General features: G+C 41.3%; 15 protein-coding genes. 5 read left to right on the top strand and 10 right to left on the bottom strand.

Annotation, left to right across the window (positions count from 1 at the left end):
- Position 1: 1 nt before the first annotated feature.
- The 4 genes from M1E93_RS01215 to ppiA form a co-directional block, all read right to left on the bottom strand.
- Positions 2 to 1,156: an SIS domain-containing protein gene (locus M1E93_RS01215; RefSeq protein WP_104873047.1), complete on the bottom strand. Its 1,155-nt coding sequence runs from the start codon at positions 1,154 to 1,156 to the stop codon at positions 2 to 4.
- On the bottom strand, positions 1,153 to 2,448 hold the full coding sequence (locus M1E93_RS01210) for a D-tagatose-bisphosphate aldolase, class II, non-catalytic subunit (RefSeq protein WP_004923825.1): 1,296 nt from the start codon (positions 2,446 to 2,448) through the stop codon (positions 1,153 to 1,155). Before M1E93_RS01210 ends, M1E93_RS01215 begins: the two co-directional genes overlap by 4 nt.
- A gap of 70 nt (positions 2,449 to 2,518) precedes the next feature.
- Positions 2,519 to 3,292 (bottom strand): transcriptional repressor AgaR, encoded by a 774-nt coding sequence (agaR, locus tag M1E93_RS01205; RefSeq protein ID WP_014656973.1) that lies wholly within the window; start codon positions 3,290 to 3,292, stop codon positions 2,519 to 2,521.
- A 512-nt stretch (positions 3,293 to 3,804) separates the two neighbouring features.
- Positions 3,805 to 4,377, bottom strand: a complete 573-nt coding sequence (gene ppiA, locus M1E93_RS01200) for a peptidylprolyl isomerase A (protein ID WP_014656974.1) — start codon at positions 4,375 to 4,377, stop codon at positions 3,805 to 3,807.
- A gap of 366 nt (positions 4,378 to 4,743) precedes the next feature.
- Here ppiA and yihA point away from each other — a divergent pair, with 366 nt between their 5' ends.
- Complete coding sequence (gene yihA / locus M1E93_RS01195; RefSeq protein ID WP_004923816.1) at positions 4,744 to 5,355, top strand: ribosome biogenesis GTP-binding protein YihA/YsxC; 612 nt, start codon at positions 4,744 to 4,746, stop codon at positions 5,353 to 5,355.
- Positions 5,356 to 5,865: 510 nt separating this feature from the next.
- Here the strand turns inward: yihA and M1E93_RS01190 are convergent.
- Positions 5,866 to 6,669 carry an SDR family oxidoreductase gene (locus tag M1E93_RS01190; protein ID WP_004923813.1) on the bottom strand — a complete coding sequence of 268 codons (804 nt, stop codon included), beginning with the start codon at positions 6,667 to 6,669 and terminating at the stop codon, positions 5,866 to 5,868.
- A gap of 320 nt (positions 6,670 to 6,989) precedes the next feature.
- Between M1E93_RS01190 and tolC the strand changes: the two genes are divergently transcribed.
- Positions 6,990 to 8,342: an outer membrane channel protein TolC gene (gene tolC, locus M1E93_RS01185; protein WP_061064623.1), complete on the top strand. Its 1,353-nt coding sequence runs from the start codon at positions 6,990 to 6,992 to the stop codon at positions 8,340 to 8,342.
- Between the two features lie 129 nt (positions 8,343 to 8,471).
- A complete protein-coding gene (locus M1E93_RS01180) occupies positions 8,472 to 8,798 on the top strand; it encodes a hypothetical protein (RefSeq protein WP_004923806.1) in 327 nt (108 codons plus the stop codon).
- A 48-nt stretch (positions 8,799 to 8,846) separates the two neighbouring features.
- Here M1E93_RS01180 and M1E93_RS01175 read toward each other — a convergent pair whose 3' ends face one another.
- The 5 genes from M1E93_RS01175 to M1E93_RS01155 form a co-directional block, all read right to left on the bottom strand.
- Entirely contained in the window at positions 8,847 to 9,794 is a 948-nt protein-coding gene (locus M1E93_RS01175) for an IS30 family transposase (protein ID WP_140035165.1), read from the bottom strand.
- A gap of 164 nt (positions 9,795 to 9,958) precedes the next feature.
- Positions 9,959 to 12,751 (bottom strand): DNA polymerase I, encoded by a 2,793-nt coding sequence (gene polA / locus M1E93_RS01170; protein ID WP_060561265.1) that lies wholly within the window; start codon positions 12,749 to 12,751, stop codon positions 9,959 to 9,961.
- A gap of 376 nt (positions 12,752 to 13,127) precedes the next feature.
- Positions 13,128 to 13,751: a thiol:disulfide interchange protein DsbA gene (gene dsbA / locus M1E93_RS01165; protein ID WP_004923800.1), complete on the bottom strand. Its 624-nt coding sequence runs from the start codon at positions 13,749 to 13,751 to the stop codon at positions 13,128 to 13,130.
- Positions 13,752 to 13,784: 33 nt separating this feature from the next.
- Complete coding sequence (locus M1E93_RS01160) at positions 13,785 to 14,780, bottom strand: serine/threonine protein kinase (RefSeq protein WP_104873048.1); 996 nt, start codon at positions 14,778 to 14,780, stop codon at positions 13,785 to 13,787.
- Between the two features lie 6 nt (positions 14,781 to 14,786).
- On the bottom strand, positions 14,787 to 15,056 hold the full coding sequence (locus tag M1E93_RS01155) for a YihD family protein (RefSeq protein ID WP_004923794.1): 270 nt from the start codon (positions 15,054 to 15,056) through the stop codon (positions 14,787 to 14,789).
- Between the two features lie 215 nt (positions 15,057 to 15,271).
- On the opposite strand from M1E93_RS01155, the gene mobA reads away from it, so the two are divergent.
- Entirely contained in the window at positions 15,272 to 15,859 is a 588-nt protein-coding gene (mobA, locus tag M1E93_RS01150; protein WP_104873049.1) for a molybdenum cofactor guanylyltransferase MobA, read from the top strand.
- Between the two features lie 2 nt (positions 15,860 to 15,861).
- Entirely contained in the window at positions 15,862 to 16,383 is a 522-nt protein-coding gene (gene mobB / locus M1E93_RS01145) for a molybdopterin-guanine dinucleotide biosynthesis protein MobB (protein WP_104873050.1), read from the top strand.
- Positions 16,384 to 16,545 lie beyond the last annotated feature (162 nt).

Here is a 16,545-nt window from a genome sequence, read left to right as displayed (position 1 = left end):
ATTATTTTGTTGATTTGTATGGGTATAGCTGAACACCTTTAACAACACGATTCACTTCCCCCGTCGGACAAGGGTTATCCGGTGATAAACCATGATTGAGAGAAGCTTCAAATGACAAAAGCTGTAAAAAGACGAGATAAGGAAATATCAACCAAATATCATTGAGTGGGCTATCAAGCACGACGGCCTGCTCTAAAGGTAAACTACTCAATGCCACAATGTGTTTTGCCCGCTGGTCATGTTTCAGCTCATTGAGCAAATCTATATCATAGTGACGGCAATACTCCTCGGCTGATAACATCACTATTACCAATGTTTCTTTATCAATCATAAATTTAGGGCCATGGCGAACCCCTAATGTTGAATCAAAGCGCGTTGCAACTTTCCCCGATGTGAGCTCTAACATCTTCAGCGCCCCTTCTTCGGCAATCCCCGTAAAACAACTTGAGCCAAGCACAACCATTCGACTAAAACCATTTCCTGTCATGCCTTGGATCATCGGCAACCATTGTGGAATGCCGGTTTCTGCAAGTGTGGCAATCTCTTCAACATAACTACGTGCTTGAGTAAAATCTTGAACACCAAATAGTAATAATGTCGCTAATGTCATACAGCTAAAGCTTGAGGTCATGGCAAAGCTGCTGTCATGAGAACCATCGGGCATGATTAAAGAGCAAACATGCTTTTTCCCTTCCGCATAACGTGCCAAAGCGCCATCTGGATTACAGGTCAACATAAGGTGATAAACATCGTCGAGTAGCTCATCTGCCAGCTCTACGACACCAACACTTTCAGGACTGTTACCCGAGCGAGCATAAGAAACTAATAATGTCGGTTTATGTTTATCGAGGTAATGCCAAGGTGTTGGTACAATATCGGTAGATGCATACGCATGTACGTCTAATCCACAATATTCACGTAACCAAGGTGCCATGGCTTTCCCTGCAAAGGCAGACGACCCAGCACCACATAACACAATTTGTAAATCCGGCTTGGCGAGCAGTTCAAATAAAAACGGTTGCCATTGCTCCGATTTAGCCGCTAACTCCCGATATAATTCACGCCATAAGCGGGGCTGATGAGTAATTTCTTGTGCAGTAAACAGAGCGCCGTGCTGCTCTAACCATGATTGTGAATATGACAATATTTCCTTCATGCCACCGCTCCTTTTGACTGTGATTCACATGCCAACGCATATTGAAGTAATACGCTTCGAACCTTATCCATGACCCACGCTTTTGGGTCATTCTCTAAGTCACCGACTTTAACGGCTTCGGCCTGCTCTGGTAGGTATTGGCTCAGCATCGAAATCGGTACTGGGTTTTGCCGTAAGTTGTCCAATAATTTCGCCACTGCTTTTTCAACTTCAGGCTCCGCCCAGTAATAGCGAATACGGTCACTTAAGCTATATTGTCTGTCGATGTATTGCTGATGAGCACTTCCTTTGTAATAAGGGCTCCAACGCTCTGGCTGCTCATTCATAATTTGTTCGAGGGTTGCGTGTAAATGGGCAGCATCACGCTCACCATTCCATTCACGATCTAATTTATCGAGTGCAAATAACCCTTCACGTAAAGCAAACGTTAATGCAGGGCCAACTTTTAAGATCGCAAAATGGTCGCGGACTAACTGACGATACGCCTTTAGTGCTTGGTAATCGGTAGAGTGTGCTTCATAAACAAGATGGGGAACTGATTCGATAAATTGGCTAAGTGCTTTCGCTTTTTCAGGTTGATAATGTTCAACATTGTGATGATCAAATTCGACCCCTGGCTGAACAACCAAGGCAATCACTCGGGGCCACACATCGGCTAACCCATGCTCTTGCCATTTATTTTTATGGATAGACAATGTGGTTTTAGCAGCTTCGGGCGATGTAACTTGTAATCCATCCATCGATTCTTTCGCACCGCCCGGCACAGGAACTTCTGTGCCAATAACATAAACAGGGGCTTCACCACCATGATCTTGCCAGCTACGTTCAGCCACTTGGCATAGCCTTGCCGCACGGGAAGCGACAACGTCATCGCTCAAAGGAATAGGGTCATCAGCACAAGACATTGAACAATCAAGGTGAATTTTACGAAAGCCTGCCGCAACATAATCATAAATGAGTGTTTCTGATAGTTGCATCGCCTCATCAGCGCAACGATTTTGCCATGCATTAGGGCCTAAATGATCGCCGCCTAACCACACTTTTTCACGTGGGAAAGCCAATCGATCGGCAATTTTCCATACCATTTCACGAAAATCGCAAGGAAGCATACCGGTATAGCCACCGAACTGGTTAACTTGGTTAGAAGTGGCTTCAATTAATACTGAAGAGTTACGTTGTTTAGCAAAACGAATCGCACTTTCTAGAACCCAAGGGTGTGCGGAACAGACAGAGTAAACCCCAACGTCCTCGCCAGATTTATGGCGATGGATCAGCTGTAATAGCGGCTGCATAATATCTCCAAATAACTCAGATATGATTAAAAACGTTGCGTTTTTAATTAAGAATTAAAATAGATATGCCTTATTCATCAACAACAATGACTTCTACACCAAATGCCGTTAAAGCTTGGCGATAATGAAGTGGAATGCGGCTATCAGTAATAAGACGATGGATCAGTCTAGCTTCGCGTATTAAACAAAAACTCTTTCGCCCAAATTTAGTACCATCTGCTACAGCGATAATTTGATGTGCCACATCACACATCACACGGTTGAGATGCGCTTCTCCGCTATTCGGTGTGGTGATCCCAGCTTCAAGATCAAAGCCATCTACCCCAAGAAACAACGTATCAAAACGGTACTGTGATAACTGCTGTTCGGCGGCAGGACCATAAAGGGAATAAGAATTTTTGCGTACGTGTCCACCAAGAACCATAACATCTACGCTGTCGAAACCGGCCAGTTCGTATGCGATATTGAGAGCATTAGTCATCACGACTAAATCACGGTGGTGTTTTAAAAAAGGAACGATTTCTGCTGTTGTTGAGCCTGAATCAATGATGAGAGAATCCCCATCATTCACAAATTCCGCCGCTTTTTTGGCAATACGAGTTTTAATTTCTCGATCCATGCGGCCTTTCACTTGTAACGGTCTATCAAAAGCAAATTTATGATTCACCATTGCGCCGCCATAAGAGCGTAAGGCACAACCCTTTTTTTCCAGATAACGTAAATCATTACGAATAGTGACGCTAGAAACATTAAACTGTTTGCTTAAAGCATCGACACGAACACTCCCTTCTTGGCACAACATATCCATGATGCATTCACGTCTTTTTACGGTATCTGTACTCATGTTTATCACTCCGAAAAACATCACCTTGTTATCACGATTGACCATGCTAACAACATATCTGAATTACAGCAGAGTGAGCCAATCGAAAATGTGATCCTTGTTAAAGTTCATTTTTAGAGCAAAAAACCTCAAAAAACCTTTCGATTCCATTCAAATCGAAAGTCATCGCTTTCAATTGATTGACTTATTTTTTCATGCAAATGCCTAGCAAAGGCCAATATTTAAGTTAGTAAATCTATTAACAACGAAACACAAAGAAAAAATGTCAAACAAACCGTTTTCAAACCGCGCGGTGAGCAAGATCACAAAATTGAATTTATGTAAAAATAACTAGCAGGTTAATAAGAAGAAAAGAATGAAAAAAGAGAAGAGAAAAAGAAAATAAATTCTAATTAATGAGGAAATATACTCAGTGAGTACATCACTACATAAATAGCACTCACAGTGATACAGCCTTATACATGAAAAATAATATAAGTGGGTAAATACTAGCGACCTACCCACTCTATCTATTATGGCTTTTTAATGACTTCCGCAGAAATAATTGATATTGGTTCAACAGGCACATTTTGATATGGACCAACATTCTCTGTTTTTACTTTAGAGATTTTATCCACTACATCCATGCCTTTTACCACTTTACCAAAAACAGCGTAACCAAAATCACGTTGACCGTGATCTAAGAAAGCATTGTCAGCGACATTAATAAAAAACTGGCTGGTCGCACTGTCTTTATTCGCTGTACGTGCCATAGAAATGGTTCCACGTAAATTGCGCAAACCGTTATCTGCTTCATTTTTAATTGGAGCACGAGTCTGCTTTTGCTGAAGATCTTTGTTAAAACCGCCACCCTGGATCATAAAACCAGGAATAACACGGTGAAACGTTGTTCCGTTGTAATAACCTTCATTCACATATTGTAGAAAGTTCTCAGTGGTCACAGGTGCTTTTTTATTATTCAGTTCTAATTCAATATTACCTGCTGAGGTGACTAATTTAACATACGTTTCACCCGCAGCTAATGCTAGAGAAGATGCGCTGATAGCACAGACCGCCAGTAAAGGCACAAAAATTCGTTTTAACATTCAAGATCCCTTTCGCTATAGCTAAATGACTTAATTATACTCGAAATAGTTCGAGGTGCAGCTAAGCGCATAAGCAAATATGTGACTCATGTGAATAGACATAGCCAACAAAGCTGCAACTGGAAGTATGACGAGTACAATTCACCAATTCTAGAGCTAAGCTGAATATATTGCTAAAGATTTACCTTTATTTACGTCAGATAAGCGAGTAATCATCAAAAACAGTCAGATGACGCCCAATATGTACGTAAAATCGTTGTTTCAAAAGCAAACAGCTACTGCTCTATCGCAATTTTGGCTTTGTTTGTCTGCCACCAGTCGCTATAATCCCTCAGCCTCAAAAGGTCAACTCAGGGAGAACAACCTATGACAATCAAAAACCATAACTACCATATGACAAAATTTGTCATCAGTGCACCCGATATCCGTCATCTACCAAAAGATACGGGTATAGAAGTTGCCTTTGCAGGCCGCTCCAATGCAGGTAAATCCAGCGCACTAAACGCGCTTACACAACAAAAAAGCCTTGCTCGCACCAGTAAAACGCCTGGACGGACACAGTTAATTAACCTGTTCGAAGTGGAAGAAGGCATTCGTCTTGTCGACTTACCGGGTTATGGCTATGCCGAAGTGCCGGAAGAGATGAAACGCAAATGGCAAAAAGCGCTTGGTGAATACCTACAAAAAAGGGAGTGTATTAAAGGTCTTGTCGTATTGATGGATATTCGCCATCCACTAAAAGACCTTGATATGCAAATGATTGAATGGTCTATTGCGATGGAAATTCCTGTATTAGTCCTTTTGACTAAGGCAGATAAACTCGCTTCTGGCGCACGCAAAAAACAATTAATGGAAGTCCGCCAAGCACTCTCTCCATTAGGGGGAGACGTCGAAGTCGAATATTTTTCAGCATTGAAAAAAATCGGTATTGATAAATTGCGTCTCAAACTTGATAGCTGGTATAGCACGCCAATTTGATCCATTTCGATCCTTGTGCGTCACTCGGCGCACAACGGCAAGCACGATAACTTTACACAAATTTTGGATAAAAAAATGCTCCAGTCAAAATTTTGACTGGAGCAGCTAATATTCAGCTAAATCCGATTACGTGAAGTAAAAGGTCTGAAAGATAGAACATCTTACCTCTGTACCCTACGCCTTATACTTTACTTGATTTTTTACGCGAAAAAAAGCTTTTCTGTAATTTTTTTTCAATGCTTACTACGATTCAGCGAATAAAACATCATAATAATAGCCAAAAAACGTATTTTTATTACATATTTATGAGAGCCAAGTCGCATTAATATGTAATGTAAATTTTTTATCTCATTAGGTAATAACGCGTATTTTGTTCAAATAACAGACAGAAATAAGCTTTATCGCATCTATATGGCAACATGCGATAAAGAAAATAAGAAGAGTGTTTTATCGAATCGGCGAATAGGTTGACGCCATTATTGATGACTCAGAGAATAAGCAAGCTCGCCTCTATTGTTTTATATCCGCTGATGACAATGCGCTTTCGGGAAGTAATGCTCCGCCATCAACGACAATAGTCTGTCCTGTCATATATCCCGCGGCTTGTGAGGCTAAAAATACCATAGCGGCAGCAATATCTTCTGCTTCCCCTAAACGCCCTAGTGGTACAGCACGAGCAATCCTTTGATTCAATTGCTCATCCCCTAAGTTTTCCATCGCAGGTGTTCGTATCATCCCCGGCTCAACGCCATTCACCGTTATCCCAAAAGGAGCCAACTCCAATGCGGCTGACTTAATAAAACCATTAACCCCCGCTTTAGAGGCGGCATAATGCGCAAGCCCTGGGTAAGCGACTTTAGGACCAGTGACAGATGAGGTGATTAAAATACGCCCTCTTCCCTGCCTTTTCATAATCGGTTGAGCAGCTTGAGCCAAATAAAAAGGCGCCATTAAATTAACACTCAGTGTCTGTTGTAATAAAGCCTCATCAATTTGCATAAATTCTGTTAGCGGAAAATAAGCTGCATTATGGATAACAACATCTAATTGATGATATTCGCGATCTATTTTTGCAACCAAAGCTGTTATTTGTTGCTGCTTTGCACAGTCACAACCTTCCGCCTGAACGTTAAACCCTTTTGCTACTAATGAAGCTGCGGCTGCTTGCGCCTTTTGTAACTGCAAATCAGCCATAATCACGCAAGCCCCTAATTGAGCAAAGGCTTCAACAATCGCTAAACCAATACCTTGAGCCCCACCAGTAACTAGCACGACCTGCCCTTGAAATGCAGTTGGAGAAAATAAGCGTTCCATGATTAATCCTTTGGCTCTGAGATAAGCCTGTCGCCATAAAAGATATTACGTTACATGAACGCTATATTGAGGTAAAAAAATGTACTGTGACAATCGTTCTTAGGTAGTAAATGCACATTACGTTCGACAGTAAAATAATCTCATTTTTTACACTAACTTAATCAAGTTAGCTCATATAGCAAAACATATACATTAAATTAAACTTTTAAATGTGGTTTTTTATATTTACATTTTAATAGCTGAGCTATAATTTAATTAAAACCTCTTTCTTAAATCCCATTTAGACTAAACTGTAAAAAATTAATTAGGAATTAATAATAATGAATAAAATAATTAAATTATTTATTTTAATAAGTTCAATAATTATAGGTTATAATTGTAACGCAGAGGATTTATTGCAAGTTTATAAAATAACGAAAGATAACAACCCCACATTAAAAAAAACAGAAAGTGAACGTTATCAAGCCTATAAAAAAATAGATGAAGAGCGTAGCTCATTACTCCCTCAATTAAAATTAAAAGCTAATTCAAACTATAAAAACAATGATGGTACAGATGATAATAAAAATATTAAGAACACCGAATTATCTCTACAAATGACACAATCTATAATTGATATATCTAAGTGGAAATCACTATCTATTCAAGAAAAACATGCAGCTATTTCAGATATTAACTATCAAATAAGCCAGCAAGATCTGCTGTTAGAAACGGCTATCTCTTACTTTAATATATTAAAGTCTATTGATGCCCTCACTTACATAAAAGCCCATAAACTCGCGGTTTATCATCAGTTAGATCAAACCACACAACGCTTTAATGTAGGGCTAACGACCATCACTGACGTACAAAATGCGAGAGCTAACTATGACAGTATCATTGCTCAAGAGGTTCTAGGTTACAACGAATTGAAGAATTCAGTTGAGGTATTAAGAAAAATCAGTGGAGTACGATATACTCAATTAGCAAAACTCAATATTAATAAGTTACAACTCACCAAACCAGATAATATCACATTTCTACTTGAAAATGCGCGAATTAAAAACCTGAGCTTATTAAAAGCTCGCCTGTCACAAGAAATATCAAATGATAAAATATCCCTCGCCAAAAGCGGGCATTTACCTATAGTCACTTTAGATGCTTCTACAGCCATCAATAACACTCGGCTAGATAAGAATAGTATCGAAAGCCAGCATAAAATAAATAACCATTCAGGGAAAAACAATGCAGCCCTCTCGTTAAATTTACCAATCTATCAAGGAAATACGGTTAATTCTCAAGTTAAGCAAGCTCAGTATGGTTTTGAGGCTGCAACAGAGCAACTTGAAAGTGATAATCGAAACGTCATCCAGCAAGTTAACTCTTCATACAATAATCTATTGTCGTCAATAAGTAGTATTAATGCCTATAAGCAACTAATCATTTCAACACAAAGCTCATTAGATGCCACAGAAGCGGGTTATCAAGTAGGAACACGCACTATTGTCGATGTACTATCTGCAACTGCCGCCCTCTATCAGTCGAAAAAAAATTTATCGAATGCCCAATATGATTATTTAATCAACCAATTAAAAATGGAATATTTACAAGGTTCCTTAAACGAAAATAGCATTCAGCGTATCAATAAAATGCTAGGCAATGAAATATCAATTTATGAACCAACAATGCAATAATTAGCATTCGAATTATTTAATATTAAATAATTTATTTTAATTAAAACTTAATAAATTTCATTTTTATCACTCATCATTTTCTATGCCATTATTGATTTTAAAGTAAAAATGAGCTCAAGGAAATAAACAGTGAAAGTAAATGAAATGTATTGCATTAAAAATGGAGAAGCGTTAATCATTTCTCCTTCACCACAAAAAAGGAAAATAACCATTCCAAAATTGATGGCATCGAGTAGAGGGCAAAAAACAAAAGCCCATCACCGTCTAGATATCAATGGAAAGCAAGTTGCAATTGCTGAAGTTGATACACGTTATAATCAATATGGAGTTACTTTAATCAGTATATCATCTTGGTCTGGAATTATTGAGCCTAATACCCAAATGAAAATCATGGCTAGTGAAAGAACATCCAAATATTCATCTGTACTTAGTTATGTATTAGTATTAATAGAATAATATATAATTTCACAATAGATAAGGCGGATTCAAGTCCGAAGTGCAACGCTAAGCCGCCTTTCTTAGCTCCGCAAACACCACCGAAGGTTGTCTGAACCCCAGACACTTGCGTGGCCTGCTGTTCAACGCTCCCTGATAGCGTTGTAAGTCTTCTTCTGTCACTGTCCGCAGGTCTGTTCCTTTCGGGATAAACTGTCTTAACAACCCATTCGTATTCTCGTTCAGCCCACGCTCATGCGAGGCATACGGATGGGCAAAGTACGTATCTGCGTTCAGTGCTTCTGCTATCGCCTTGTGCTCACTAAACTCTAGACCGTTATCGAACGTTATTGTGTGACATACATCCTGATACTCACTCAGCAGTGAGATAATGGCCTTACTGACTTCCACCGCATCCTTTGAAAACACCTTTTTTGTCAGGTAAATACGGCTTTTGCGTTCTGCCAGTGTCACGATAGCACCAGTGCCCTGTTTACCCTGCACCAAATCGGCCTCCCAGTCCCCCAGACGGCTACGGTCATCGACGACTGACGGCCGTAGCTCAATGGATACCGCATCAGGGATGCGCCCTCGTTTCTGCCCGTAGCCCTTACGATATCGCCGTTTGCCCTGCCTAAGATGCCTGTACAACTCGCCACCGCTACGCTTATCCGCATAGATATACTGGTAAATCCATTCATGGCTGACGCTAAGACCAATAATGCTGCCAATTGCACTTATTTGCTCAGGACTCCACTTCCACTCCAGAGCAAATATCACGAAATCTATGGTCTGCTGAGGAATTGTCCTTTTGGCAGATGACAGCCGCCTATCACAGCACTTCTGGTGTGCCTGTTGTGGGTTATAACCAGTATCTGAAGTGTTACGCCTCAGTTCACGGGAGACCGTGGACTTGCTTACACCGATACGGATACCTATCTCATGGCAGGATAAATTATCCTCACGCAGTATCGATATCTGGTATCGTTGTCCTTCGGTTAGTTGCTGATACTTCATACTTACTCGCTCATCTTTGGTCGGAAGAGCAGGATAGCTTATCAGTAGCTAACCGTCCTTCCATCTAACATGACCGAGCGTTGCACTTATTATCTGAATTCGCGTAATATGACTAAATAAAACTGAGTCGAATTAAGCATTATCCGACTCAGTTCAGACTCTAGCTAGTGGGCTTCATCCCAGTTATCACCAATACCGACATCAACCTTCAACGGTACATCAAGTTGCATACTTTGTTCCATCAACTCACGTATTTTGGTGGTCACACTATCAAGCTCTGACTCTTTGACTTCGAAAACTAATTCATCATGCACCTGCATTAGCATGTCTGCATGCGGTTTTTCGGCCTGTAACCAAGCATCCACCGCGATCATCGCTTTCTTGATAATATCTGCTGCCGTACCTTGCATCGGTGCGTTAATAGCCTCACGCTCAGCCGCTTTACGACGCATTCCATTACTTGACTTAATGTCGGCAAGATACAAGCGACGCCCTTCTAACGTTTCAACATACCCCTGCTCAGCCGCTTGATGGCGCGTATTTTCCATATAGCGCAGCACGCCTGGATAACGTTCAAAATAGAGGTCCATATAACGCTGAGCTTCACCACGAGGAATGCCTAACTGTCGAGCAAGACCAAATGCGCTCATACCATAAATCAAACCGAAGTTAATCGCTTTTGCACTACGACGCTGATCACTTGTCACTTCATCCAGTGGTACACCAAATACCTCTGCTGCCGTTGCACGGTGAATATCTTTGCCTTCAGCAAACGCCGTTAATAGCCCTTTATCTTGCGATAGATGCGCCATAATACGTAATTCGATTTGCGAATAGTCCGCGGCCACTACTTTGTAGCCTTTGCGTGCAATAAATGCTTGGCGGATACGGCGACCTTCTTCCGTCCTAACCGGAATATTTTGTAAATTGGGGTCTCGAGATGATAAGCGCCCTGTCGCTGTCACTGCTTGATGATACGAGGTGTGTACCCGTTGAGTTTTCGGGCTGATCATCAACGGCAACTTGTCGGTATAGGTTGATTTCAGTTTTGCGAGACTACGGTGCTCAAGCAAGAGTTTAGGTAGGGCGTGATTTAGAGCCAACTCCTCAAGCACTTCTTCGTTGGTAGACGGTGCACCACTCGGTGTTTTTTTCACTACAGGCAGTTGTAGCTTTTCAAACAGAATCGTTTGTAATTGTTTGGTTGAAGCAAGATTGAACTCTTCACCCGCAAGCTCAAATGCCTCTTTCTCCAATTCTGCCAAACGCGCAGTAATCTCTTTCGATTGGGCCGCTAGTACCGCAGCATCGATTAATACCCCTTTACGCTCCATTCTGACAAGAACAGGCACTAATGGCATTTCAATTTCACGAAAAACGTGATTCAGTTTAGGCTCAGCCTCTAATTGAGGATACAGTGCTTGATGAAGCAATAACGTCACATCGGCATCTTCTGCCGCGTAATTGGCTGCCTGCTCAAGCGCTATTTGATTGAATGTCAGCTGCTTTTTCCCCTTCCCTGCAATCTCTTCAAAAGAGACCGTTTTATGGTTAAGGTGCCGTTCAGCGAGGCTATCCATATCATGGCGCCCCATGCCCGCTACGCTATTTAGCACATAGGATTCCAGCATGGTATCAAATGCAATACCTTTCAGTTCAATATCGTAGTTGAGTAAAACCTCAGCGTCATATTTTAAGTTCTGACCTATTTTGAGTATTTTATCATTTTCCAATATCGGCTTCATGGCAGCCAACACATCATTTAATGGGAGTTGGGCTGGTGCATCAAGATAATCATGACCTAATGGCAAATAGGCCGCATAGCCGGGTTCAATGGCAAATGACATCCCAACTAAACGCGCTTCTTGTGTATCCAAACTGTCCGTTTCAGTATCAAAGGCAAAGATTGAGGCTGACGTGAGTTTTTCTATCCAGCGGTCTAAATCCGCTTTTTCCAAGATAGTTTGATAGTTTTCCGCACTCAACGTCGGTGCTGCCATGACGGCTTCAATTTTCTTTTCTGTTTTACTTGCCGCTGGCGCACTACTTTTACCACTTTTACCATCCATCCACGTGCCATTCTCAACATCCGCTAACCAGCGTTTAAACTCATAACGGCTAAACAACTGGTAAAGTTTGTCTGTGTCTGGCTCGGAGATCGCAAGTTCTTCGCAGCTTTTTTCTAGCTCCACATCGGTTTTGATGGTCGCTAATTGGTATGAAAGGAAAGCAACCTCGCGATTCTCTTCCATTTTCGGGGCTAATGTTTTCGAGCCTCTAAAGCCAAGTGGGGCGATTTTATCTAAAGAGTCGTAAATCTCTTTTAAACTGCCAATGCCTTGCAGCAAAGCAAGTGCCGTTTTTTCGCCCACACCGGGAACGCCTGGAATATTATCGGAAGAGTCGCCCATCAATGCGAGGAAGTCGATGATCAGCTCTGGCGGAACCCCATATTTATCCTCAACTTCTTGAGGGCCTAAAATGGTATTGGTCATGGTATTGATCAAGGTGATATTAGGCTCAACCAATTGAGCCATATCTTTATCGCCTGTGCTGATCAAGACAGGGATCCCTTTTTGACTCGCTTGCCTCGCAAGAGTACCAATGACATCGTCCGCTTCAACACCGGAAACCACCAGCAACGGTAGTCCCATCGCTTCGACCATTTCATGCAATGGCGCTATTTGCTCACGCAAATCATCTGGCATCGGTGGGCGGTGTGATTTATAACTCTCAAACAGCTCATCACGGAATGTTTTTCCTTTGGCATCAAAGACGACAGCCACATGACTTGGCTTATATTGCATAATCAAGCTACGCAACATATTGAGCACACCATACATGGCTCCTGTCGGTTCGCCCGCACTGTTAGTCAGTGGTGGGAATGCATGATAAGCACGGTACAGGTAAGATGAACCATCTACCAATATAAGGGGATTTTCTGCTATCTGAGCCATAATCTGTCATCATCTTTTTGTCAGGAATGAATAATAATAGGATGCCACAATGTGCGCTTAGATACACGTCGAGTTTCAACTTCATCAACAATCCTCCCCCTACTCAATTAAATAAATTAAATCGTCATTTTACTCCTTCGCTACCCTATTTTGACCGATATAACCTGTGGATAACTCTGTGAGCAAAATAATGTTATGCCTTAGATTCAATGACTAAGAAAAGATCAAGGGGTTAAACAAGAAAATAAAATCAATGAGTTAGACGAAAATCGCTTGATCTAGCTCAAAAAAAGGATTTTAAACGTATTGTGGATATTGATTACGGAACGTGAATAATTATGAATGTGGCGGCGAGTCACGCCGCCACAAGGAGAGATTATTTTTTGTCGAGCAGATAGTTCACAACTTTAGAAAACTCTTGCCCATAATCTTCGGCTTTATCGACCGCAATGCCATCATTACGGATTTGGTATTTACCATCAACAAACATCGCTGGCACACCACGTAGTTTTAGATCTTGCGCTGCGTTTTGTTGTTTAGCGACTAAAGATTTTACAACGAAGCTGTTTAGTGCAGCATCATACTCTTCACCACTCACACCTGCTTTAATAAAGGCGTTACGGATATCGTCTACCGTACGAATAGATTGTGTTTTTTGGATACCTTCAAACAGAATTGGCGTCACTTTATCTTCAACTTTTAGAACGATTGCCACTGCCCAAGATTGAGTGAGGTTTTTCCCTAATGGGCCTAAGAAATCAACGTGGTAACGTTCCATTTTGACGCCTTCAGGTAAGTTTTTCTCTACCGTTTGTGGCACTTTATACACATTTTCAAACTGATAGCAGTGAGGGCAATAGAAAGAGAAGAACTCTAAAACTTGTGGTAAGTTTTGTACTGGTTGTTTTAAAGCAACGTACTCTTTCCCTTCTGAATAGTTTGCGGCCGCTGCCCCAAATGACATGGCAATACCAATTAAAGCCAACATGATTTTTTTCATATACTACGTTCTCCAAAAAATACCACTTATTTATTAAAATTGAGGGTTTAACTGCAAAGGGGCTTCCTGCAATCGTTCAATTTGCTGAGCAAATTCGACGGATTGTTTTTGCCAAAAATCATCATCCTGCAACCATGAAAATGCTCTTGGAAAAGCGGGATCTTGCCAGCGGCGAATAATCCATCCTAAGTAATGAACCATTCTCATGGCTCTCAGTGGCTCGATTAATTTGAGCTCTTTTACATCAAAGTCACAAAACTCATTATAGGCTTCTAACAGCGTATCTAGTTGGATTAATTGATCCTGACGCGAGCCATTTAATAGCATCCACAAATCTTGTACCGCTGGGCCATTACGCGCATCATCAAAGTCCACCAGCCAAGCCTCATCACGCCACAAAATATTACCGGGATGGCAATCCCCCTGTAAACGTATTGGTGATGAGATAGTTGGCCAATACTGCTTCACTTGCGTAATCAATCTATCGAGTGATTCAATAATGGAAGCCTGCCACCTTGGAGCGATCAATTCACTTTGTACGATAATTTGGCGAGGTTGCTCAAGATACTCAGCAACACTCAGTGTTGGGCGAAAAACAAACGTTTCTTTCTTACCAATTTGGTGAATACGGCCTAATAAGCGCCCGACGTCTTCAAGCTGAAATAAATTATCGGTTTCATACTGGCGACCACCAATACTTGGAAAAACAGCAAAGATGAAACCACCAAATTCCAGCACGGTTTGCCCTGCAAACTCCAGTGGCGCAGCCACAGATAAACCCGCGTCTTGCAATTCTAATGTGAAATCATGCTCTTCTTGAATTTGTGACCGGCTCCAACGCTCGGGGCGATAGAATTTCACGACAAAGCGTTTTCGGTTTTCATCCTGAAACTGATAAACCCGATTCTCATAGCTATTTAGCTCTGTTAATCCTGATTCAGGGTAAATGCCCGCTTCCATCAACGCATCAAGGATCAAATCAGGGGAAATCCCACTAAAGTGAAAATGAGAGTGTTCGATATTATTCATCTCTGATTAATCTTTTATGATGCCGCGAGCGCGCAATAACGCGGTTTTAAAGTCTTCTTCATAATCTTTTTTCAAGCCCGGTATCGCTTCATCACTGCTTTTTCCACGCATTTTCAGGTGATATATCAACACATCATCTGTTAGCTCAGACAATGGTCCTTTAAAACCTGCCTCATCGGCCAGCTTTTGTAGTAATTCCACTAAGTTTAAGTCTGAGTTGTCTTTCCATACAGGATGCAGCAGCTCAATAACTTCATTTAAGCGATGGCATTTCATGTTTATTCCTTCATCACGAATATTCGGGCTAAATTAATTGCTATCATACAAGAGAAAAAGCGAATTGATGTCAATCTAAGTAAAGTTTAACTTTAATTCGCATGAACATTCGTTGATTTTATAGGAAAATAGAATAAATTTTGGCAAATACTATAACGAAATTTATTTTCGAACATGTTGAAACCTTTTATTGAAGATAGTCAGGAAAATTGAATATGTTAGATACGCAGTCAATTACGGGTGTCATACTCGCAGGCGGTTTAGGTCGGCGTATGGGGGGCGAAGATAAAGGCTTGGTACCTTTACTCGGTAAGCCACTGTATCAACATATTATTGAACGCCTAATCCCACAGGTAGGCACGCTGATTATCAATGCTAATCGCAACCAAGAGCGCTACCAACAAAGTGGATTTACCGTCATCTCTGACCTCAATCATGATTTTGCAGGGCCACTAGCAGGCATGCAAGCAGGGTTACATCATGCAGCCACAGAGTGGGTACTGTTTGTGCCTTGTGATGTACCTGCTTTTCCACTCACACTTGCAGCAACCATGTTTCAACACAAAGGTGATAGCTTGGCTTGTTATGCCAATGATACTGAACGTGACCACCCAACTTTTGCCTTACTCCATCGTTCATTAGCCCCCTCATTGGATGAGTACCTTGTAAAAGGAGAGCGCAAATTAATGTTTTTTATGCGGGAAATAGCAGCGAAATGTGTGATTTTCCCTCCACAATTAGGCTCTTTTGCTAATTTAAATACCCCTGAAGATAGCCTCAACTGGGAGCAACAACAAAAATAATCATGAAACAAAAATCTCTACCTCTACTCGGCATCACCGCCTATAGTGGCACCGGCAAAACCACACTATTAAAAAAAGTGATCCCATTATTACGGCAACGCAATGTTCGCGTCGGTTTAGTCAAACATACACATCACGATATGGATGTCGATAAACCCGGCAAGGACAGTTATGAATTACGTAAAGCGGGCGCTGATCAAACACTTGTCGCCAGCCAAAAGCGCTGGGCGCTGATGACCGAAACCCCAGCTCAAGATGACGAATTAGACCTGCATTATTTGGCGGGCCGTTTTGATCCTAGCTCCCTCGATCTGATTTTAGTCGAAGGGTTTAAGCATGAGACGATCGATAAGATCGCGCTGTTTAGATCGGAAGTGGGTAAACCATTAGATGGCTTAATTGACCAACATGTGATCGCCGTCGCCAGCAATCAAATTATTGATACCACCTTGCCACAATTAGATATCAATAACCCAGAACAAATCGCTGATTATATTGTGTCTTGGTGGCAAAAAAGCCAATAGCCCCCTGCCGCTGGATTTTGGGTGCATTAAAAACAGGGAATCAATATGTTAAAAATGGAAACAGTGCGACTCAATAGTATAGCGGGAGCTATTAGGCATGACACAACGGGATTTAGCCAATAAGTAGAGGCACGGTGAATACGATCCATAAAATAGTATCAG

The sequence above is a fragment of the Providencia sp. PROV272 genome (assembly GCF_049901975.1).
In the GTDB taxonomy this organism is placed as follows: Bacteria; Pseudomonadota; Gammaproteobacteria; order Enterobacterales; family Enterobacteriaceae; genus Providencia; species Providencia stuartii.
Note: the sequence above shows the minus strand (reverse complement) of the source record. Positions and strands in the feature narration are given on the sequence as shown.